The organism is Flavobacterium agrisoli (genome assembly GCF_016522065.1).
Lineage (GTDB): Bacteria > Bacteroidota > Bacteroidia > Flavobacteriales > Flavobacteriaceae > Flavobacterium > Flavobacterium agrisoli.
Genome location: NZ_JAEHFV010000002.1, coordinates 225,405 through 246,866 on the forward strand (window position 1 = coordinate 225,405; position 21,462 = coordinate 246,866).

Sequence of the window (21,462 nt, forward strand, 5' to 3'; positions counted from 1 at the left end):
TATTATTTATTTCACCTTCATTCTTCCCTAAAAAAACGAATACTATAATTTTAAACAAAATAACTAAATTTTTATTTGCAATCGGTTGCGTAAAAATATAGCTTTGTAATTGAACAAAAAAATAAATTTTACTTTTTATCAATTTGAAAGATTCCTTTTATGAAAAAAATAAAATTAATTCCTATCGCAATCCTTTTGTTGTGCACTATAATCGCTTTTGCACAAAATGAAAATACAGTCGTTCCCACTTTTCCATTTCAAAATCCGAAATTGAACACTGAAGAACGAATTGCCGATTTAATTTCGCGCTTAAATCTCGACGAAAAAGCATCCCAAATGATGCATAATACGCCTGCCATTCCGCATTTGGGAATTTTGCCTTTTAGTTATTGGAACGAAGCCTTACACGGTATAGCCCGTTCTACCACAGCTACTGTTTTTCCTCAGGCAATAGCTTTGGGAGCCACCTTTGATGCCGATTTGGCTAAACGAGTAGCAACCGCCATATCAGATGAAGCACGAGCTTCTTATAATAACACCAAAAAAGCAGGTTATTTCAAACAATATGCTGGTTTGACTTTTTGGACACCCAATATTAATATTTTTCGCGATCCGCGTTGGGGTCGTGGACAAGAAACTTATGGAGAAGATCCCTTTTTAACGGCTACTATTGGGGTTTCCTTTGTAAAAGGCTTACAAGGAGAAAATCCGAACTATTTGAAAACCGCTGCATGTGCCAAACATTTTGCTGTACACAGTGGCCCAGAAAAACTACGCCATGAATTTAATGCGGCTGCGTCACCAAAAGATTTAGAAGAAACCTATTTACCAGCATTTGAAGCTCTAGTAAAAAATAAAGTAGAAGCTGTAATGTGTGCATACAATAGTACAAATGGCGAGCCTTGCTGTTCGAGTAGTTTTTTAATTACGGATATATTGCGTAAAAAATGGCATTTTAAAGGCCATGTCGTTAGTGATTGCGGCGCCCTTCGTGATTTGTATACCCCTAAAAATAAAAACGGACATGGATTAGTTTTAACACAAGCCGAAGCGGCTGCCTTAGCCGTAAAAAGAGGTATCAGCTTAAATTGTGGCGGCACTTACGAAGCATTACCAGAAGCTATCCAGAAAGGTTTACTTACGGAAAAAGAACTGAATACTGAATTAGCCCTTTTATTACAAACACGCTTTAAGTTGGGATTATTCGATCCAGAAGGAAGCAATCCGAATGATAATATTGCTGCAGAAATAATTGACAGCAAAGCTCATCGCGATTTGGCTCGTGAAGTAGCTCAAAAAAGCGCCGTTTTACTTTCGAATAATGGCGCATTACCCCTTTCGAAAAAGCTGTCAAAATACTTTGTTACAGGCCCAAATGCAGCCAATATAGATGTTTTACTAGGCAATTACCATGGTATAAATGCTAATTTAGTTACCATTTTAGAAGGAATTGCCGCCAAGGTAAGTCCGGCGAGTCAGTTACACTATCAAATGGGTACCATGTTCAATCAATCTGGAATTAACCCCATTGATTGGGCGAGTGGTAATGCTGGAAAGAGCGATGCCACCATTGTCGTGTTGGGAATTTCGGGTTTACTAGAAGGAGAAGAAGGCGAATCGTTAGCCTCGCCCACAGCAGGTGATCGACTGGATTACAACATTCCGCAAAATCAGCTTGATTATCTAAAAAAATTAAAGAAAATAGCGACCCAAGACAAAGCCAATCCCAAACCCATAATCACGGTAGTTACAGGCGGAAGTCCAATGAATTTAGCCGAAGTACAGCTACTTTCCGATGCTGTTTTGTTGGTTTGGTACCCTGGCGAAGAAGGCGGAAATGCTGTAGCCGATGTTCTATTTGGCGATGTGTCACCATCGGGAAAATTACCCGTAACGTTTCCAAAATCATTAGAACAACTGCCCGATTATGAAGATTACAGTATGAAGGGACGAACGTATCGTTATATGAATGAGGAGCCTTTGTATCCGTTTGGATTTGGTTTGAGTTATACCCAATTTAAATATGATACTATAAAAGTGGCCTCCCCAAAAATCAGTAAAAAACAAAATTGCTACATTACAGTAACCGTTTCCAATACCGGAAAATTCAACTCGGATGAAGTGGTGCAATGTTATATTTCGGATATAAAAGCCAGTGTAGCAGTGCCGAATTTTCAGTTAATTGGTATGCAACGCTTACATTTAAAAGCAGGCGAATCTCAAAATGTTTCTTTTGAATTAACCCCTAAAAATTATGAAATGGTAACAAACGAAGGGAAACGCACAATCGAATCGGGTGAATTTAAAATTTACGTTGGCGGTTCAAGTCCAGTTAAAAAAAGCTTGGAACTCGGTGCTCCCAAAATGGCCGAAACCGTAATCTTGGTAAAATAAAATCCATTTTTTTAAAATATAACAGAATGAAAAAAAGCAACGGTATCCTTTTATTGGTTTTTAGTCTTTTGACTATTTGCTTACAGGCTCAAATTAAATTACCCCGTTTAATTAGTAACGGAATGGTTCTACAACGCGAAACCAAATTGAAAATTTGGGGTTGGGCTTCTGCCAACGAATCGGTCGAAATCCAGTTCAAAACCAAAACCTACAAAACCAAAGCAGACGCTCAAGGTAATTGGATGATTTTGTTGCCCAAACAAAAAGCCGGTGGCCCTTACGAAATGGTTTTTAAAGGCCGTAATACTATAACCCTTTCGGATATTTTGTTTGGGGATGTTTGGGTATGCTCAGGACAATCGAACATGGAATTACCCATGGAACGTGTTAAAGAAAAATACGGAAAGGAAATTGCGAGTGCAACTAACACCAATATCAGACAATTTCTAGTTCTCGACAAATACGATTTCAAGAAAGAAAATACCGATTTTGATTCGGGCAATTGGATGGCATGTACACCTAAAGAAGTGCTTGATTTTACCGCCGTAGGTTATTTTTTCGCAAAAGCCATCACCGAAAAATATCCGATTCCCATTGGTTTAATCAATACTGCCTTAGGAGGTTCGCCAGTTGAATCTTGGATGAGTAAAAAAGCCTTACAACCCTTTCCTGAAGCACTTCAAGAAGCAGAAAAATTTAAAAATGAAGCTTTAATTGAAGACATTACGCAATCTGAGCAAAAAAAAAGTGACGCTTGGTATGCCGAATTGAATCAAAAAGATGCGGGTTTGCAAAACAACAAACCGATTTGGTTGACGAATTTCCCCACTCAATCAGAAGAAATGAATATTCCAGGTTATTGGGCGGAGCAAACTAGTTTAGGTAATTTGAATGGGGTAATTTGGTTTCAAAAAGAAATTGAGGTTCCCAAAACAATGGCAAGTAAACCTGCCAAATTATTCTTAGGCCGATTAGTCGATCAGGATTATGTGTATCTAAACGAAAATTTCATCGGAACTACTGGTTATCAATATCCACCCCGACGTTACGAAGTGGCACCATCATTATTAAAAGAAGGAAAAAACACCATTACCGTGCGATTAATAAACTCAACTGGAAAAGGCGGATTTGTGTTAGACAAACCCTATTATTTAGCTATTGGCAATGATACTATTAATTTAAAAGGAAAATGGAACTATCATGTTGGAGCTAAAATGCCTTCTTTGGCGGGACCTACTTTTATCCGTTGGAAACCCGAAGGCTTGTACAATGCCATGATTGCGCCTTTATTATCCTACCGCATTAAGGGAGTTCTTTGGTACCAAGGCGAATCCAATACGGGAAATCCTAGTGAATATCAACGCGCTTTTTCCAGCCTGATTTTGGATTGGCGAAAAAACTGGAGCCTAGGTGATTTTCCGTTTCTTTTTTGCAATTGAGCAATTTTATGGAGGCCAAACCCAATCCTACAGATAGCAATTGGGCGGCTTTACGCGAGGCACAACGCCAAACACTTTCGATTTCCAATACGGGCATGGCCGTTACGATTGATGTAGGCGAATGGAACGACATTCATCCTTTAAATAAAAAAGCGGTTGGCGACAGGTTGGCCTTGCAAGCCCGAAAATTGGCTTATGGCGAAACAAAATTAGTTGCTGCTGGACCTTCTCCTAAAAGCAGCATTTTTGGAACCGAAAATGTCACTATTGATTTTAAAGATTGTGACAAGGGATTGAAAATTTCAAAAGGATCCGAATTGCATGAATTTGCTATTTCTAAGGATGGGCAACATTTTGTTTGGGCAAAAGCTGAAATTATTAGAAATAATCAAATAAAAGTTTGGCATCCTGAAATTAAAAATCCAATTGCCGTGCGTTATGCTTGGGCAGATAACCCTGATAAAGCTAACTTATTTTCGAGTGAAAATTTGCCAGCGACACCTTTTGAAGTGGTGAAAAAAGAGTAGGGTGAGGTTTTGTTTATGGGTTAAAGAAATGAGGAGATAGTTTGTTTTTAAAATGAAATGGATTTTTGATGATAGGATTAAAAAAATCCTTTTTAATCATTTATATTTAGAGTTAATTAAATAGCTTTTTAAACAATTAATCATGATTAAGATCAATTATAAAATTCAGTTTTTACTTTTTCTAGTTTGTTTGTTTTTCATTGGTATGGGGCTTTATGAAATAGCAACTTTGGGGCTAGAAGAGAATAAAAGTCTGTTTTGGCAGTTATCTCCTTTTGCTGGGTTTATCACAGGAACTTTTATTTTTGGTAGAAATTTATACACAAAGCGTGTAGAGCAATTTAAAAAGTAGTTTCGAGAATTCTTTATATTTTAAAATATAAGTAATAGGATTATAAAGATTGCCTATAGTTTTTTATATTCTTATTTATAATCTTCAAAGTGTATATGATAAATTAATATCTTTCTTGAAATTTGATTTTCTAAAAATATGACTATAAATCAATTTGTCAAGAGCCTTGTTTTTGGTCCTGAAATTAATAAAAAACGGGATATAATTTTAATACCTATTGGGCTATTAATAATTATCAGCTTAGGATTGTCTCCAGCATTTATGGGGCTGACAGGAGCATGGTTGTTGAAAACTATGACAGGAAATTCATGTCATGAAGGTAATTGTTATTGGATGGTACTACCATGGTTTTGCGTAATAACATTACCTATATCATTATTATATTGTGCTGTTTATTTGTTCCAATGTTTTAGACAAATTATGGAGTATTTAATGTGGGGTGGGAAAAATGATTTAGAATAGATTTCAAGGGAAGGGCAAGAATATTATAGCTCATTTAATAAATCTTTTGCTGGAATTCCTTTTAATTTTCCCGATTTAATTAAATTCATCTACAGCCTCTTTTATTTCTTCTAAGAGCAAAGCTTTCTTCCTCGAAATAGGATTTTTTTTACAAAAACCAAACTACGTAATACTTCTAATGCAAATGCAGCTTTGTTGTCAGTTATTTCAACCAATACTTTCATAGGTTCAAAGTTAAAGGATTAACGCATTGAAAAATGTTTTTTTAGCTTAAAAGCGACTAAGGCAAAATACTCAATGTGGTTTTTTGTGAATTGTACTTTCTACAATTTATCTGCAAGAATACATATAATCAAACAAAAGTAATGAAAGTAGACAATTTGTATTTACGTTCTGTTTTAGTAAATTAAATAATTTATTTATATTTTCATTTTAAAAGTCTTTTATAATGAAGAATGAATTCCAATTATTATCTTGCCTTTATTTTTCTTAGAAAAACGCTTAACTTTAAGGAATTATTTAAACCTTAAACAATTTCATAAACCATGAAAAAAATAGTTTTTATACTCAGTAGCGTGTTGTTTTTTTCTTGTAACCAAAAACAAAAAGAAGTTGAAAGCGGTGATTTGCCCTACTTCGTTTTTGATCAAGTAGAACATTACCATACGGATTTAACACCAGAGCAGTTTGATTCGATTGTGATTAATCCAGAAAAAACCGACAAAGAATTGGCTTTGTTTCAAATTATAAACGGTAAAATTCCGGTGAGTTCTATAGATACGGTATTTGTTAAAAACATGGATATTTTAGGATTTTCAAAAACGGAAATAGATTCCACTCATTTTAAAAAGATAAACGAATTGTTCTCTAAAAGGGATGCTAAAAAAGAAATTTCGGCTACTTGCAATTCGTATTACAAAGATGTGTTGATTTTCAGAAACAAAGACAAATTCATAGGAGCCGCCAAAATTGATTTTGATTGTCAAAAAAGCCAAATTACAGGAGCACGCTACAACACTGAGGATTTTGGCGCTTCGGGCGAATTTAAAGAATTAAGCGCCGTGATTAAGTAGTGGATTGTTTCAATTTAAAGTCTGCTTTTCCTTAATCCATTTTAACCAATATATCAAAAAAGGCTTCGATTTTAAAAAACCGAAGCCTTTTTTTAAGTTGTTATATTTTGGCAAAGTACCAATCATTTTATTTCAAAAGGGATTTTAAAGACCACTAGCAAAATTAAAATTTAGTTAATCATAAATGGAATTTAATCTTTTCACTATGCTTTTATTGAAATGCTAATTTTTAAATAATTTATTTATTCATCAAACTGCTCTTCATTATTATTTCACCAATTTTAACTTCAAAATAATAAAACAAATCTAAATTTTCATTTGATTGATTTTCTAAAATTACAATATCAACATCTGATTCTGGTAAATATACTTTATACGAAACAAAACCCCAACCACCACCTGTATGCCCAATATATTTTAGTGGTGTTTTGTCGCTTATTCTAATTCCGTAACCGTAGCCTATTTTTTCTTTACCAAAAGCATTATGCTGTGCAGTAATACTATAACTTGTCATTAATTTATAGGTTTCTGGTTTAAGAATTTTTCCTTTATGGAGTTTTATATCCCAAGTATTTAAATCCGTGATATTTGAGATAATTCCAGCAGCAGGAACCAAGTTTTCATTTTCAATTGGTTTGACTACCAATTCAAACTTATTATTACTGTTAGTATAGCCCTGAACTCTATTTTGTACTTTGTCTTGTTCGAAACAAAATGTATTTTTCATTTTCAATTCTTGGAACAATTCATTCGCCACATCTATATATCTTCTGCCAGTACTTTTTTCAATTATCTTTCCAAGCATAACATACGCAGTGTTACCGTACTTGAAATCAGAACCTGGTTTAAAAATTAAAGGTTTGTCAACATCTATTATTCCAGCTGAAAAATTCAACAAATGATGAACTGTTACAGTGTCTGCCCAACTTCGTGGTAAATCAGGCAAATATTTTCTAACTGGACTATGCAAATCAATTGTACCTTTTTCTACTTCTTTTAAAATTAAAACAGCAGTAATCTGCTTACTATTGGACATAATTACAAAATTGTCCTCAGTTGTTAAAGGTGTCTTTTTATCAAAGTCTGAATACCCGTAAGCCTTCTTATATTTCGTTTTGCCCTTTTGAGTAATTAGAATCACTCCGTTGAAAACCCTTGGGCTTTTCATTTTAATTATACTATCTATTTTAGACGAAAAGTCGTCTTTCCCCTGTGCATAACTATTACAAAATAAAAAAAATAATGTTGAAAATAAGGTTATTAGTTTGAATGCTTCTTTCATTAAAATTTTCTTGTTTGATTTATTTCGTAATATAAGTTCGGTTGTATAATGCATGCTAGAGAACATTAGCCTTTGGAAAACTTCCTTTTGATTCTGAACAAATATAACTAAACGCTTTTGCAAAAAAAGGGTTTATCACAATTCATATCTCTATATTGTTTTTGTACAGTTGCTAACTAAGAAGTAGCTCGGTTAACGTTTTTGAAAGCTCCAAAAACCCTAACTTAAAAACTTTATAAAAAAATTAAATCACACCTAGTATTTTGTCCATTACCCAACTAGCGTGGGCTCCCGAAGCATCTTTTGAAGGATGTTGTCCCGAACCAAACAAGTCGTCGCGCATGTTTTGAACGTGGTACAATTGTACGTTTTCCGGATGTTCGATATCCAGACTAATGGTTTCTTTTGCTGTTTCAAGCACAATTGGATCGTTTTCAAAAACAGAAAAGGTTATTTTGCCGAGGCTTCCATAAATCGAAACGGTATCTTCACGCAAATGCGTTCCAAAATTCCAACTACCCGAACCAGTTACTCCCGATTTGTGCAACCAACAGGCTGTCATGGCATCTTGGGCTGAGTATAGATTTTGTTGGTTTAAACTTATGCCTTTAACGGTTGAAAATTCACCAAATAAATACGCAAACAAATCTAATCCGTGACTGGCTAAATCATCAAAATAACCCCCAGGTGCAATTTGAACATCGGTACGCCAATTGTAATCCTTAGCCAAATCAACAGCCGAGGCGGGTTTGCTCAAAAACCAGCTTACATGTCGAATTTCGCCAATTTTATTTTCGTTTAACCAACTTTTAATTTGTAAAAAACGAGGTAATGAACGTCGGTAATAAGCCGTAAAAAGCGGGATTTTTTTATCCTCAAAAGCCGCTACAATCGTTTTACAATCGGCATAATTGGGTGCCAAAGGTTTTTCGATACAACAAGGTTTTCCTGCTTCGGCTACTTGCAAAGCGTACATTTTATGCGAATCGGGCGGTGTGGCAATGTATACAGCATCTACTTCGGGATCGTTAATCAGCGCATCGGCATCCGAATAAAACTTTTTAATTCCGTGCCTTTTGGCATAATCTTCGGCCTTAGCAGCATCTCTTCGCATAACAGCCACAATTTCAAATCCAGCCGTTTTTTGATACGCAGGACCACTTTTTTTTTCGGTTACATCGCCACAACCAATAATTCCCCAACGTATATTTTTATTTTTTAATTCTGTCATTTTGTTAGTTTTTACCAAAGAACTACTTTTTGTTCCCCTTTCTTCAAAGTTATTTCTTTAATTTTTTTATTAAAGATAAGTTTTGTTTTCCCTCCGTTTTTAGAAAGAACTGAAACTTTTTGCAAAACTTTATTACTCCATTCCATTTCAATTTCAAATCCTCCACGAGCACAAATTCCTTTTACCGATCCCATTTCCCAGGCATCGGGTAAAGCGGGAAGTAATCGGATTTCGTTTTCATCAGACTGAACCAGCATTTCGGCAACAGCAGCAGTTCCACCAAAATTTCCATCAATCTGAAACGGCGGATGTGCATCAAATAAATTCGGATAGGTTCCTCCTCCTCTTCTCGGATTTTCGGTTTTCTTTCCGTCGGGATCTACATAACGAAGTAATTCACGATACATTTTATAAGCCCGATTTCCGTCCCAAAGTCTTGCCCAAAGATTGATTCTCCATCCTTTTGACCATCCTGTGGTTTCATCACCTTTAATTTCAAGTGTTTTTTTTGATGCTTCGGCCAAATCTGGTGTTTTTAGTGGCGAAATATGATCTCCAGGAAATAATCCGAATAATTGGGACTGATGCCTGTGTTTAGGATCATTGTCCTCCCAATCAAAATACCATTCTTGTAGATTGCCTTTTTTACCAATTTGATACGGATGCAATTTTGAAAGCGCTTCTTCTAATTTTTTTTTAAAATCAGTATCAATATTTAGCACTTTTGAAGCTTTTATGGTTTTATCAAAACATTCACGAATCATCGCCAAATCAGCTGTTCCTCCGTATAAAGTCGCTCCTACAAAGCCATCGGTTGATTTATATTGATTTTCAGGCGAAGTGGATGGCGAGGTAATTAAATTCCCTTTTTTATCAGGTACAAGCCAGCCCAAACAGAATTCGGCAGCGCCTTTCATCAAAGGATATCCCTCTTCTTTTAAATATTTTTCATCCTGAGTAAAAATATAATGTTCCCAAATGTGCGTACTCAGCCACGCACCCGCCATTGGCCAACAAGCCCACATAGGATCTTCTTTTCCAAATTGCCCCACAGGATTACTCATTGCCCAAATATCCGAATTGTGAGCCGCTGCCCAACCTTCGTTAACACCATAAAAAGTCTTAGCGGTAACTTTCCCAGTAACCGAAAGATTTTTTATAAAACTCAAAAGAGGTTGATGCAATTCGGAAAGATTGGTATTTTCGGCAAGCCAGTAATTTTCTTCCAGGTTGATATTCATCGTATAATTACTACTCCAAGGTGGAAAGAAATGAGGATTCCAAAGTCCTTGTAAATTGGCAGGAACGCCCAAAGTTCTGGAAGAACTAATTAACAAATAGCGACCAAAATTGAAATATAAAATTTCGAGATTTTTATCTTCTTTTCCGTCAGCGTATCGCAACAAACGTTCATCTGTTGGCAAATCTGGAGCTGTTGTTTTACCTAAATCCAAAGTGACACGATTGAAGAATTTTTGATAATCAGCAATGTGAATTTCTTTTAATTTATTAAATGATTTTGAATAAGCTTTGTTTAAATTCTTTTCTGCAAGTGCTTTTTCATCTACACCTTCTGAAGCAGGATTTTTGTCGAAACCATTAAAACTCGTTGCTACAGAAACATAAATTAAGGCTTCGGTTGCATTTTTTATTCCTACAGTGGAATTTGAAATTGTGATCGTTCCATCGGTATTCTTGATTTTCGTCAAAGTTGTAAATCGTGTTCCTCTCTCTTTTATTTCTAAATATTCTGACACCACTCTATAACCTGCGTTTTCATTGATTGGAGCCCTTCCATTCAATAACAAAACATTATCTTTAACCTCAACTTTTGATTGTAATTGACTGTCTTGCTTTATATCAAAATTTAAAGTGCCTTTCTTATTACTTGTCAATTTTATAATCATAATCTGATTGGGAGCTGAAACAAAATACTCTCGGGTAAATGTTACTCCATCAATTTCATAACTCACTTTTGAAATAGCATTGGAAAGATCCAATTCTCTGCGATAATTGGTTGCTTTTCCGCTATTAGGAAAATTAATTTCCATGGTTCCTAACGGCAAATAGCGTTCTGAATTTTTTCCTTGCAATTTTTTATTTAATTCCTCTGCCAATTTGTAATCTTCATTTTTTAATGCTTCGCGGATGTCAGGAATATTTTTGTATGCTTCTGGGCTCATATTTGCATTTACTGGTTCTCCCGACCAAAGTGTGATATCATTCAGATAGATTTTATCTGTAGTGACTCCTCCAAAAATAGTTGCGCCCATTTTACCGTTTCCTAAAACAAGGCTTTCCTCAAAAAATTCGGCGGGTTGTTTGTACCATAAAACATGGCTGGACTGAGCCATAATTTTTCCACAAAAAATGGAAATGACACAAACTAAATATATTTTTTTCATAAAAAATGATTTAAATATAAATTCTAGAAACATGCAGATTTATTCGGGATTCAGTACAGACGGGTTTCAAACCCGTCTCTACCAGGGAATCATTTATAAAAACAATCCTCATCCCATTTTTTTGGATTGTTTATAATATAATTGGCAATCCGATGATATTCTGAATCATTTCTGATTATATGATCGTGAAATCTTTCTTGCCAATTGGATACTCCTTTTGAATTCCTTTTTTCATTTATTTTGCGAGACGAAAATGATTTTAATGCTCGAATAAATTCAAATACACCGTGGGATTTTTTTTCTGAATTATCATTCGCATCATGATTATTTTTGGAATTATCCACCCCTACAATACAATGAATATGATTAGGCATTATCTGAAATTCGCCCAAAATAATATTTTCATAATGATTCGGTAAATCCAGCCAACATTCCAATACGATTTGACCATATTCATTCAAAATCATTTCGCCATCTTTTATATATCCAAATAAATGCTCCCGATTTTTGGTGCAAATGGTAATAAAATAGCTTCCGCTTTTGTTATAATCCCACCATTTTGCTCTTGCAGATTCAATACGGTATTTTCCTTGAAATTTTTGCATATTGTTTTGTAATTCTATAATCCAAATTACTACATATTATTGAATCATCGCGAAATTCAGTACAGATTGGTTTGAAACCTGTATCGGAATCCACTTCCGTAGTACAGACGGGTTTGAAACCCGTCTCTACGTGTTATGGATTTATTTTATATTTCTCGCTTGCCGTAATCAATTCCCAATTATCGGTTCGGAATGGCGATGCTGGAAATTTTTCTTTATTAAAAAGATTGATTTCTGTATCATCATCAGCCCAACCGTAACGAACTGCCAACGGATTTTGAACTTTATCGCTTGAAACAATTATTTGATTCCCTTGAATATGTGCTTTCGCAAAATGAAAAATTTTGTCAGCACCGGCGATTTCGAATCCTTTTAATTCGGAATTATTTGGTCTTGATAATCCACTGCCAATGTTTGTAAAAGTCAGAATGATTTGATTTTCTTTGATTTCTTGCGATTTGTACATTGGTCCACTGCAAACTTGTTTTTTACCGTAATCATTATTCAGGGCAATGGCTGCCAAACGCAATCCAACATCTTGTTTGTTGGTTGGGTGAATATCCTTTGCGTTTCCAATATCTGTTGTAACGACCATTCCGGTATTTGGAAGTTTTAATGTTTCAGATTGTGCTTCTCTCAATTCTGCCCATTTACTTCCCGAATTGCTATTGCCATTAAATTCATTAAAAGTGGATAATTGCACAAAATAAAAAGGGAAATCGCCTTGTTTGAATTTAATTCTCCAATCCTGAATTAGTAACGGAAATGCTTTTTTATATTGAGCAGCCCTTGACACATTTGCCTCGCCCTGATACCACAAAACGCCTTGAATAGCATACGGAACCAACGGATTTACCATCGCATTGTACAATAATGAAGGATAACTATTTGGCGAAATTTCGATTCTTACTTTCACAACATTAAATTTCCAAAGTCCGTCAAGTGGTAAATTTGAATCTTTAAAATCGATTTTCAAATCGGATGGATCGCCGTAAATTCCGCCTCCTCCTGAATAATCTGTGATTCTAACAGCGATTACGTTTGTTCCTTCTTTCAAAACACCAGATGGAATTTTATACACTCTTAGTTTATCCCAAAGATTGTTTGTTCCTACTTGAACACCATTTACGTAAGTCAGGTCCTCATCGTCCACTTTAGCTAAATACAAAACGGCTTCTTTTTTGGCTTGCTCTGCAGTTAAAACAATTGTTTTTCGCATCCAAACAATTCCGTCGATATTGCCAATTTGTTGGTTTTCCCAAAGTGAAGGTACTTTGATTTCTGGCCAATTTGCGTCTTGAAATTCAGGATCTTTAAACTGACTTTCGTTATCCAACGAAACATCAAAACCTTGGATTTTTTTGATATTTCCTAAAGCTGATTTTCTATAATTTTCCAAAACTTCGTCCATGTTTACCGAAGGAACCTGGGCAATCATTTCTTTAAATTCGGAACTATTTTCGAGGGCTTCTTTACTTGTCCAAGTTTCTACGCAAGTTCCTCCCCAAGAAGTGTGCAATAACCCTATTGGAATGTTTAACTCTTTGTATATTTTTCTAGCAAAATAAAATCCGGCAGCCGTAAAATCTCCAACCGTTTGCTCGTTACTACTACTCCATTTAGCCGATTTGAAGTCCTCTTTCGGAGTTGAACTCATATCTTTTTCAACCAAAAACTGACGGATTTGAGGATAGTTGGCATCCTTCTTTTCGATTTCAAAATCCTTGGCTTGTTTTACGGTAAACTCCATATTCGATTGTCCGCTGCAAATCCAAACTTCGCCCACCAAAACATCTTTAATGACAATTTTATTTTTTCCTATAATGGTTAATTCAAAAGGACCACCAGCATTTTCAGCATCCAAATTTAAAATCCATTTTCCATCTTTATTAGCAACAATGGTTTTAACTTGTTTGTTAAAACGGACTTCTATTTTTTCATTAGCATCTGCCCAACCCCAAATCGAAATTGGTTTATTGCGTTGAAAAACCATCCCGTCGGTAAATAACAACGGCATTCTAACATTAGCATTAGCTATTAAGCTTGCTACCAAAAAAAGAAATACTAAACTTTTTTTCATATTTTATATTTTTAAAAAAGTCTTTAAGCTACTGAGATTCTAAAATTCCCAGTCTTAACAAAACTTTGAACCTTAGAATCTCAACCTATTAATAACTTTGAATTTATTTTATACCTTCTTTTAAAGCATTTAAAATCTGGGTATCAAAAACGGTATTACTACTTCTATCAAAAATACCAAATCCATTATTTTTTATACTTCCTTCATCCCAATAAAATGGAATTAAACTGTTTAATTTGGCTTGTTTTACCACATATTGTAAATAATAAGCTCTTGATTTCAAATGCAATGCTAGAGCATCTCCTGTTAAATCGGTTCGACGGATGGCTCCGAATTCGCCCATTATTACAGGGATTCCTTTATCAACAAATTTTGTTTTCATTAATTTAAAATCCGAGTCAACTTGAGATTCTTCGCCCCAAGCAGGGTTTCTGCTTGCATCTGTTATAGAGTGATTATCGGCTCCCCAATAATAAAACATTTTCCCCCAGGATTCGTCTTTAGTTAATCCAGCAAACTGCCAAGGAGCATAATAATGAATTTCGACCATCATTCTATTTGTTGTTGTATCCGTTGGTAAAACATTCATCAAATTATTAGTTTTGCCAATATCTGTTGCTGGTCCTTGTACAATTAGAGTACGATAAGCATTTTTACCCCCGGTAGAACGTACTGCATTAATAAAAGTTTGATGATAGGAAGTTAAAACTGCCATTTCAGTAGCATCATCTACGTGAGGCTCATTTGCGCTAGCAAAAAGAACATGTTCATCAAAACCACGTAAATGTGTTGCAATTTGTTCCCAAAATGCTTTTTGTTTAGCATTGTTTGCTTCTTTTTTGGCTTCAGTACAGTTTTCTTCTAACCATCCGCCATCCCAATGGATATTTACAATTACATACATGTCATTGTCTGTACAATATTGAACAACTTCTTTTACTCTGTTCAACCAAACGTCATTGATTTTAGCAGTTGTAGTATTTGCATTCTGATTCCAAGAACATGGAATTCGGATGGCATTAAATCCGTTTGCTTTTACAGCATCGATCAAAGCTTTAGTCACTTTTGGATTACCCCACGCGGTTTCGCCACCAATAGCTTCCAATGTATTACCAATATTCCATCCTAACTTCATTTTAGAAGCTAATTCAACAGCTGAACTGCTCATTCCTGTTGCATCGGCTGGAAGCGGATTGGTATTGTAACTCGGATACAATTCTTGTGGTGTGGTTACTGTGATTCCGGTTTGGGTTATTTCTATTTTTTGAGATGTAATTTCAGAACTCGAAACAGTTAAAGTAGCTTTTCTTGTTTCGGTACTTGTATTTTTAGAAACTGAAATAATAAGTTTTGTAGTTCCTGCTCCACCAGTAATTTTATTAACTAAAATCCAATCGGAAGCTGAGTTAGAAATTGTCCAAAACGATACATTCGTTTCTAAAGTTACTTCCTCAATTTTAGCCTTTGAAGTAATTTCAAAACTTTTTGAACTTAGGGTTATTTTTTTTACTTCTTCCACCTCATCGGGCGAATTGTTACTGCAACTTACCAAAACGACCATCAAAATTCCGATTGCCGAAAAAAACCATTTATTCATGAAACGCTCGCTCATAACTTCTATTTTTAGTTTAATTTTTCACCTCAACACTGCATTCTTGATTACTATTTCTTGAAGAATTTCCAATTTTAAACGTGTATTTTCCAGGTTCCACTACCCATTTTTTTGAATTCACATCGTAATACGCAAATTCTTTTACTGGAATTTTGATAGTTACTTTTTCTGATTTCCCAGCTTTCACTAGTATTTTAGAAAATCCTTTTAATTCTTTTGCCGCTCTTTCTATTTTTGAATTTTCTTTCGATACATATACCTGAACTACTTCTTTACCATCACGTTTGCCGGTATTTTTTACTTCCGCCGAAATAGCAATTACTTCATCCAAGTTGTACTCTTTTTTAGCTGCTTGCGCCTTCCCGATTGCAAAAGTGGTATACGACAAACCATACCCAAACGGATATAAGGGTTCAATATTTTTAGTGTCAAACCAACGGTAGCCTACCAAAATGCCTTCTTTATACACGACTGATTTATCACCTGGAAAACTATTCGTAGCATGTGCTGGTGAATCTTCTATTTTTTTAGGCATTGTCCATGGTAATTTCCCTGACGGATTTACTTTTCCTAACAATACATCAGCCAAAGCATTTCCTCCCTCAGAACCATTGAACCAACTCCAAACCAATGCGTTTGTTTTTTTGCTTAAATCTTCTATTTGAAAAGGCGCACCTGCAATCATTACCACAATTGTATTCGGATTTACAGCCAATACCTTCTGAATTAATTCTTCTTGACCAAATGGCAAATGTAAATCTCTTCTATCAGAAGCTTCGGTTTCATAATCACGATTCGAGCCCGCAAAAACAATAGCAACATCTGAGTTTTTAGCTGCATCTAAAGCTTCTTGCAATTTTGCTGAATCTAATTGATCAATAGTTACTGGACCTGTAGAAGTTATATTTCCTAAATTTCCTTTGTTTTTTTCGTCATAACGCTCCAAATATCCTTCGGCATAATTGATTTTAATAGAAGATGGCAATCTGTTTTTAAGCCCTTCTAAAGGAGTTACTTCTCTTTTGGTTTTTACTCCGGCTCCAAATCCGCCCAAAGCATTTTTCTTTGTGGCGTTATTTCCAATTACGGCGATCGATTTTATTCCATCTACTTGTAATGGCAATGCATTGTTTTCATTTTTCAACAGCACAATTGCTTCAGCAGCAATTTTATATGAATCTTGATAATGTGCTTCGGTGGCAATGCTTCCTTTGGCACGGCTTTTTCCGCCCATTGCTTTTACTTGAAATAAAGTACGTAAAATTCGTTTTACATGTAAATCGAGTTCTTTTTCGTCAATTTCACCTGCTTTTACGGCTGCAATTAATTTATCAGCTAAGAAAAATTCGTTGAAAGGTTTTGGAGTTCCCATTTCAATATCCAATCCATTTTTTAATGATTTTACGGTAGAATGTACCGCAGCCCAGTCTGAAACCACGACACCTTTAAACCCCCATTCATCGCGCAAAATTGTATTGAGCATATAATTATTTTCACATAAATAATCGCCTCTAAATTTATTATAAGCACCCATAATGCTATAGGCCTTACCTTCTTTGACAGCAGCTTCAAAAGCTGGTAAATAAATTTCGCGAAGCGTACGTTCGTCTATCTGTACATCAACAAAATCACGATTGGTTTCCTGATTATTGGCTGCAAAATGTTTGACACAAGCCATCACATCATTATCTTGCAATCCGACCACCATCGGAACCGTCATTTTTTTGTTTAAAAACGGGTCTTCGGTCATGTATTCATAGGTACGACCTCCAAGTGGTGTTCGCACGATATTGATGGCTGGCGACAACAACATATCTTTATCTCTCGCACGCATTTCTTGACCCACGCTATTTCCAAAAGTATACGCCATTTCCTGATTCCAAGTTGCAGCCAAAGCTCCAGCTGCCGGATAATAGGTTGCAAAATCATTAGTAAGTCCTGCCGGTGCCCAATTGTCACGAGAAATTTCTTCACGAACTCCTAATGGGCCATCTGCCATTTTTAATTCTGGAATTCCCAAACGTGGCACCCCTGCATTAGCGAACATACTATTTCCATGCAACATTCCAATTTTCTCCTCAAGTGTCATTTGAGATATCAATTTATCAATTTTCGCATCGTACTTTGTTGAAATTTCTTTTCCTACATAAGTTGTTTGTCCCTTTTTAGACTTGATAGACTGTGCATTACCATCAACCAATGAGAGAATTGAAACAGTCAGTGCAATGTATTTTAGCATTTTTTTCATCACTTGGAATTCTTATAATTGTTTATAAATCTTTTTTTAATTATTGCTTTACAAAATTGAGCATGACAACATCGTTTTCATTAATCTTATAACTTTTACTAAAAAATCCCGAAGCATCAATAGTAATTTTTTCTGTAGATACAGGAGCGCCGTTATTTTTTTGTTTAATAGATTTTACCTGTTCAATACTCAATTGACTTGGTCTTCCCATTGCTAGATAATCAGCATAAGAGTCATTAATTTTATATCCTACTTTATAGATTTCTAAAGTATAATTACCTTTCTTCAAACCATCAACCTTAATGGTTACTTCTCCTTTCGATTTAGATGGCAAATCTTTGATATAATACTCTTGATTATTTATCTTTTCAGGAAGTGTGTAAGTGAAATCCCAAAACAAAAGTTGAACATCTCCTTTTTCATTTTTGGTTGCCCAAGAAGCTTTATCAATATTTTGTAATTCAGTTTCTCCTAATTTATTCATAAAAGAATACGAGAAATAGGCTGGCTTTTTGATTCCTTGAGTATTCAATAATCCAAATCCTCCGTGAAAAGGAGTAAATCTTGGTCCCGGTTCTTCAAAAATATCTGTAAAAACCCAGTAAGACATTGAGTTTGCAGCATTACCAACTTGCTTTATTTTTTGCAAAATATAAGCTGCCGAATGGTAACTGTCATGGATTGGATCTGCAGGTGTATAAGAAGTACTCCATTCTGTATAATGCAATTCTAAGTTTGGCTTGGCCGAATTGGAAATTTGCTTGCGGGAATTAATTACTTCTCCGCTTACACTGAATTCATCTTTACTTAAAACGGTTCCGGTTCCCCCAAATTCATCCAAAAATCCTTGACGTACACCATAAGCATGTGTTGAAATGAAATCAATCGGCACATTGTTTTTGGTACAAAAATCAATTGTTTCAGGAATCCAAGCCGCACCTGCTGTAGCAGGACCTCCTACTTTATAATCCTTGTTTACACTCTTGATGGCTCTTGCGGTATAATCATATAATTTGAAATATTCCTCCTGAGTACTTGACCAAAAACCAGGAGATAAATTCGGCTCGTTCCATACTTCAAAATACCAGGTTTTTACTTCTTCTGCTCCGTAACGTTCCGTAAAATGCTGTGTTAAATTTTTAATTAAATCTTCCCATTTTTTATAATCTTTAGGAGGTGTAACGTTTCCTTTCCACCAAAAAATCGTTTCTTTTCCACTGGCCAAAGCATTCGGCATAAAACCCAATTCAACAAATGGTTTCATTCCGATACTCAAAATATAGTCGTATAAAACATCAATGTATTGGTAATTGTATTGCGGATTTCCTTTCGAATCTTCACGATACACTGCCATATCATCCGTCAATAATCCATGCATACGAATGTATTTGAAATCGCATTCTTTTTTTACCATTGCGAGTTGCTGTTGCCAATCGGCACGAAGACCCTCGTTTGCTCTTCCGGCACCAATGCATTCTTTGAACATGGTATTCATCTTTCCTTGCTCTTTGTTGTAATCGACTTTTATAATTCTGTTTGCAACATTATTATTTTGTCCAAACAATGAGATATTGTTCAGTCCCAATAAAAGAATCAATAGCAATACATTTTTTTTCATCTGAAAATGGTAAAAATCAATTATTAAAAATAGGAGACGGGTTTGAAACCCGTCTGTACAAAGGTTTATCGTTATAATTTTTTAAATCGGATAGCTGTTCCTCCAGCACCACCTAATTTTATTTTCAATTTATCGGATGCTTTTACTGTTTGTTTGGTGATGGCTACTTTTTCTGGATTGTGGGTTTCGTCTGTTCCTTCGGCATCAGCATAAATCTGAGCTTCGTAAGTCGCTTTTGGATCTAAGAAAGACAATGAAACGGTCAATTCTCTTCCTTTTTCATTAGTCATACTTCCCAAATACCAATCTTCACTTTTTTCATCTTTACGAACAGTTGTCAGGTATTCACCAATTTCTGCATTCAAAACTTTGGTATCAGCCCAATCTGTTGGAACATCTTTTAAGAATTGCATAGAAGGTACTGCGTAGTTTTCAGGTAAATCGGCCAACATTTGAATTGGCGAATAAAAACATACATACATTGCCAATTGTTGTGCTGTAGTTCCATGCACTCTTCTTCCTGGGTATCCTTGTTTGATTTCGACATCCAGAACTCCCGGAGTATATTCCATTGGTCCCGAAAGCATTCTTGTAAAAGGCAAAATCACAACATGACTTGGCGGATTTCCATCGCTCCATGCATTATATTCTTGTCCACGAGCTGCTTCTCTTGCCAACATATTCGGATATGTTCTTCTTTCTCCTGTATCTTTTATTGGTTCGTGATAGAATACAGCTAAATCATACTGCGCTGCTTTTTCCAAAACATATCTAAAATAATTTACACCAAATTGTCCGTGATGCCATTCTTTCATATTCAACTTTGACCCCACGTGACCAATTTTCACTGTATGAATTCCTAACTTTTTGTACAAAGCAAAACCCTCATCGATTTGTTTCATGTAGTTGATTAGGTTTGAACCCGTTTCGTGGTAGCCAATCAATTCTACTCCTTTTGATTTTCCATATTCTACAACTTTCTCCAAATCGAAATTATCGGCAGATTGTGTAAAACTAAACATATGCATTCTGTTTTCGTACCAAGCTGGTGTCCAACCTTTGTTCCAACCTTCGATTAATAAGTGATGTAAACCTTCTTTGGCAGTAAAATCAATATATTCTTTGGCATGAGCTGTAGTAGCTCCTTGTTTTTCGCCTTCCCAAAAAGTATATTTCCCGATGTGCATTGCCCACCAAATCCCGAAGTATTTATACGGTTTTACGTAAGACGGATTGCCTAATTTGTTAGGCTCATTTAAATTTAAAACTAAATACGAATCAATTAAATCTGCTGAATTTTCTCCTATTTGAAGTGTTCTCCAAGAAGACGTAAACGAATCTTTTACACGAACTTTTATTCCATCAGCCCAAGGCACTAAATTCGATTTTAATTGTGTCCCTTCAGTTTGCTCTAAAGTCATACTCGCAAAATCAACAAGATTTGCTTCGTGAAAACTGAGTTTCAAACCACTTTTACTTTCAATGGTTAATGGCGTATGAACGGTATCTAATTTACTAACTGGTGACGCCGTGTATAAATATTCATAACGTTCTGGTTTATAAGCAGGAATCCACCACGCTTTTCCATCCTCTTTTAGGTTGAAAGTCGTTTTTTCATCCATGATAAAAATACTGTCTTTGGATGCCTGTTTTGGATACACATATCGAAATGCAACTCCATCATCGTAAGCACGGAATTGAATTTGCAGTTTTCTTTTGTTTCCTGTTTTTTGCTGTAAATCAACGATTAATTGATTATAGTGGTTTCTGATTTTCTTCTTTTCACCCCAAACCTGAGTCCAAGTTTCATCAAAAGTGGTGTTTTTAGTGTTTTTAAGCTCAAAATTGGCACTTAAATCTTCATTTCCTTTTAATAAAAACCCCATATCCGATGGTGTAATCACTTCCGTTTTACCATGGGAAACGGCATATTTTGGTGCATTGTTAACCATTTCAAACTGAATTTTATTTTGCCCATTTGGCGAAACTAATTCGTATGACTTTCCTTTTTTTTGTGCAAAACCAACCCCTATTGTCAGCAATAAAGTTGATATGATAATTGTATTTTTCATGTCTTTTATTTTTTGAGAAATAAACTGGGGTACCAACAAGGATTTCCCCAATTTACTCAACT

15 protein-coding genes are annotated in these 21,462 nt (G+C 35.3%); 6 read left to right on the forward strand and 9 right to left on the reverse strand.

Annotated elements, in window-relative coordinates:
- Positions 1–159 precede the first annotated feature (159 nt).
- The 6 genes from I5M07_RS06075 to I5M07_RS06095 all read left to right on the forward strand — a co-directional run bounded on the left by I5M07_RS06075 (position 160) and on the right by I5M07_RS06095 (position 6,247).
- Positions 160–2,394: a glycoside hydrolase family 3 C-terminal domain-containing protein gene (locus tag I5M07_RS06075; protein ID WP_200105328.1), complete on the forward strand. Its 2,235-nt coding sequence runs from the start codon at positions 160–162 to the stop codon at positions 2,392–2,394.
- 26 nt (positions 2,395–2,420) lie between these two features.
- Positions 2,421–3,833: a sialate O-acetylesterase gene (locus tag I5M07_RS06080; protein ID WP_233621971.1), complete on the forward strand. Its 1,413-nt coding sequence runs from the start codon at positions 2,421–2,423 to the stop codon at positions 3,831–3,833.
- 8 nt (positions 3,834–3,841) lie between these two features.
- On the forward strand, positions 3,842–4,360 hold the full coding sequence (locus tag I5M07_RS15985) for a hypothetical protein (protein WP_233621973.1): 519 nt from the start codon (positions 3,842–3,844) through the stop codon (positions 4,358–4,360).
- Positions 4,361–4,502: 142 nt separating this feature from the next.
- Complete coding sequence (locus tag I5M07_RS06085; RefSeq protein ID WP_200105329.1) at positions 4,503–4,712, forward strand: hypothetical protein; 210 nt, start codon at positions 4,503–4,505, stop codon at positions 4,710–4,712.
- Positions 4,713–4,850: 138 nt separating this feature from the next.
- Positions 4,851–5,174, forward strand: coding sequence for a hypothetical protein (locus I5M07_RS06090; RefSeq protein ID WP_200105330.1), 324 nt, complete (start codon positions 4,851–4,853; stop codon positions 5,172–5,174).
- Positions 5,175–5,719: 545 nt separating this feature from the next.
- Positions 5,720–6,247, forward strand: a complete 528-nt coding sequence (locus tag I5M07_RS06095; protein ID WP_200105331.1) for a hypothetical protein — start codon at positions 5,720–5,722, stop codon at positions 6,245–6,247.
- 238 nt (positions 6,248–6,485) lie between these two features.
- Here the strand turns inward: I5M07_RS06095 and I5M07_RS06100 are convergent, their stop codons facing one another.
- From I5M07_RS06100 to I5M07_RS06140, 9 genes are all read right to left on the reverse strand, one after another.
- Entirely contained in the window at positions 6,486–7,529 is a 1,044-nt protein-coding gene (locus I5M07_RS06100; protein WP_200105332.1) for a serine hydrolase domain-containing protein, read from the reverse strand.
- A gap of 244 nt (positions 7,530–7,773) precedes the next feature.
- A complete protein-coding gene (locus tag I5M07_RS06105; protein ID WP_200105333.1) occupies positions 7,774–8,760 on the reverse strand; it encodes a Gfo/Idh/MocA family protein in 987 nt (328 codons plus the stop codon).
- An 11-nt stretch (positions 8,761–8,771) separates the two neighbouring features.
- Positions 8,772–11,165, reverse strand: a complete 2,394-nt coding sequence (locus I5M07_RS06110; RefSeq protein WP_200105334.1) for a glycoside hydrolase family 95 protein — start codon at positions 11,163–11,165, stop codon at positions 8,772–8,774.
- An 89-nt stretch (positions 11,166–11,254) separates the two neighbouring features.
- Positions 11,255–11,770, reverse strand: coding sequence for a transposase (locus I5M07_RS06115; protein ID WP_200105335.1), 516 nt, complete (start codon positions 11,768–11,770; stop codon positions 11,255–11,257).
- 133 nt (positions 11,771–11,903) lie between these two features.
- Positions 11,904–13,850 (reverse strand): sialate O-acetylesterase, encoded by a 1,947-nt coding sequence (locus tag I5M07_RS06120; RefSeq protein WP_200105336.1) that lies wholly within the window; start codon positions 13,848–13,850, stop codon positions 11,904–11,906.
- 103 nt (positions 13,851–13,953) lie between these two features.
- Positions 13,954–15,462, reverse strand: coding sequence for a cellulase family glycosylhydrolase (locus I5M07_RS06125; RefSeq protein ID WP_233621974.1), 1,509 nt, complete (start codon positions 15,460–15,462; stop codon positions 13,954–13,956).
- Between the two features lie 16 nt (positions 15,463–15,478).
- Complete coding sequence (locus tag I5M07_RS06130; protein WP_200105337.1) at positions 15,479–17,710, reverse strand: glycoside hydrolase family 3 C-terminal domain-containing protein; 2,232 nt, start codon at positions 17,708–17,710, stop codon at positions 15,479–15,481.
- 40 nt (positions 17,711–17,750) lie between these two features.
- A complete protein-coding gene (locus tag I5M07_RS06135) occupies positions 17,751–19,328 on the reverse strand; it encodes a GH39 family glycosyl hydrolase (protein ID WP_200105338.1) in 1,578 nt (525 codons plus the stop codon).
- A gap of 71 nt (positions 19,329–19,399) precedes the next feature.
- A complete protein-coding gene (locus tag I5M07_RS06140; protein ID WP_200105339.1) occupies positions 19,400–21,400 on the reverse strand; it encodes a glycoside hydrolase family 97 protein in 2,001 nt (666 codons plus the stop codon).
- Positions 21,401–21,462 lie beyond the last annotated feature (62 nt).

Bases quoted from the DNA above. Each gene is read 5' to 3' on its own strand.
- I5M07_RS06090 (WP_200105330.1), top strand. From the start codon at position 4,851: ATGACTATAAATCAATTTGTCAAGAGCCTTGTTTTTGGTCCTGAAATT.
- I5M07_RS06105 (WP_200105333.1), bottom strand. From the start codon at position 8,760: ATGACAGAATTAAAAAATAAAAATATACGTTGGGGAATTATTGGTTGT.
- I5M07_RS06100 (WP_200105332.1), bottom strand. From the start codon at position 7,529: ATGAAAGAAGCATTCAAACTAATAACCTTATTTTCAACATTATTTTTT.
- I5M07_RS06125 (WP_233621974.1), bottom strand. From the start codon at position 15,462: ATGAGCGAGCGTTTCATGAATAAATGGTTTTTTTCGGCAATCGGAATT.
- I5M07_RS06095 (WP_200105331.1), top strand. From the start codon at position 5,720: ATGAAAAAAATAGTTTTTATACTCAGTAGCGTGTTGTTTTTTTCTTGT.
- I5M07_RS06075 (WP_200105328.1), top strand. From the start codon at position 160: ATGAAAAAAATAAAATTAATTCCTATCGCAATCCTTTTGTTGTGCACT.
- I5M07_RS06120 (WP_200105336.1), bottom strand. From the start codon at position 13,850: ATGAAAAAAAGTTTAGTATTTCTTTTTTTGGTAGCAAGCTTAATAGCT.
- I5M07_RS15985 (WP_233621973.1), top strand. From the start codon at position 3,842: ATGGAGGCCAAACCCAATCCTACAGATAGCAATTGGGCGGCTTTACGC.
- I5M07_RS06080 (WP_233621971.1), top strand. From the start codon at position 2,421: ATGAAAAAAAGCAACGGTATCCTTTTATTGGTTTTTAGTCTTTTGACT.
- I5M07_RS06115 (WP_200105335.1), bottom strand. From the start codon at position 11,770: ATGCAAAAATTTCAAGGAAAATACCGTATTGAATCTGCAAGAGCAAAA.
- I5M07_RS06085 (WP_200105329.1), top strand. From the start codon at position 4,503: ATGATTAAGATCAATTATAAAATTCAGTTTTTACTTTTTCTAGTTTGT.
- I5M07_RS06140 (WP_200105339.1), bottom strand. From the start codon at position 21,400: ATGAAAAATACAATTATCATATCAACTTTATTGCTGACAATAGGGGTT.
- I5M07_RS06110 (WP_200105334.1), bottom strand. From the start codon at position 11,165: ATGAAAAAAATATATTTAGTTTGTGTCATTTCCATTTTTTGTGGAAAA.
- I5M07_RS06135 (WP_200105338.1), bottom strand. From the start codon at position 19,328: ATGAAAAAAAATGTATTGCTATTGATTCTTTTATTGGGACTGAACAAT.
- I5M07_RS06130 (WP_200105337.1), bottom strand. From the start codon at position 17,710: ATGAAAAAAATGCTAAAATACATTGCACTGACTGTTTCAATTCTCTCA.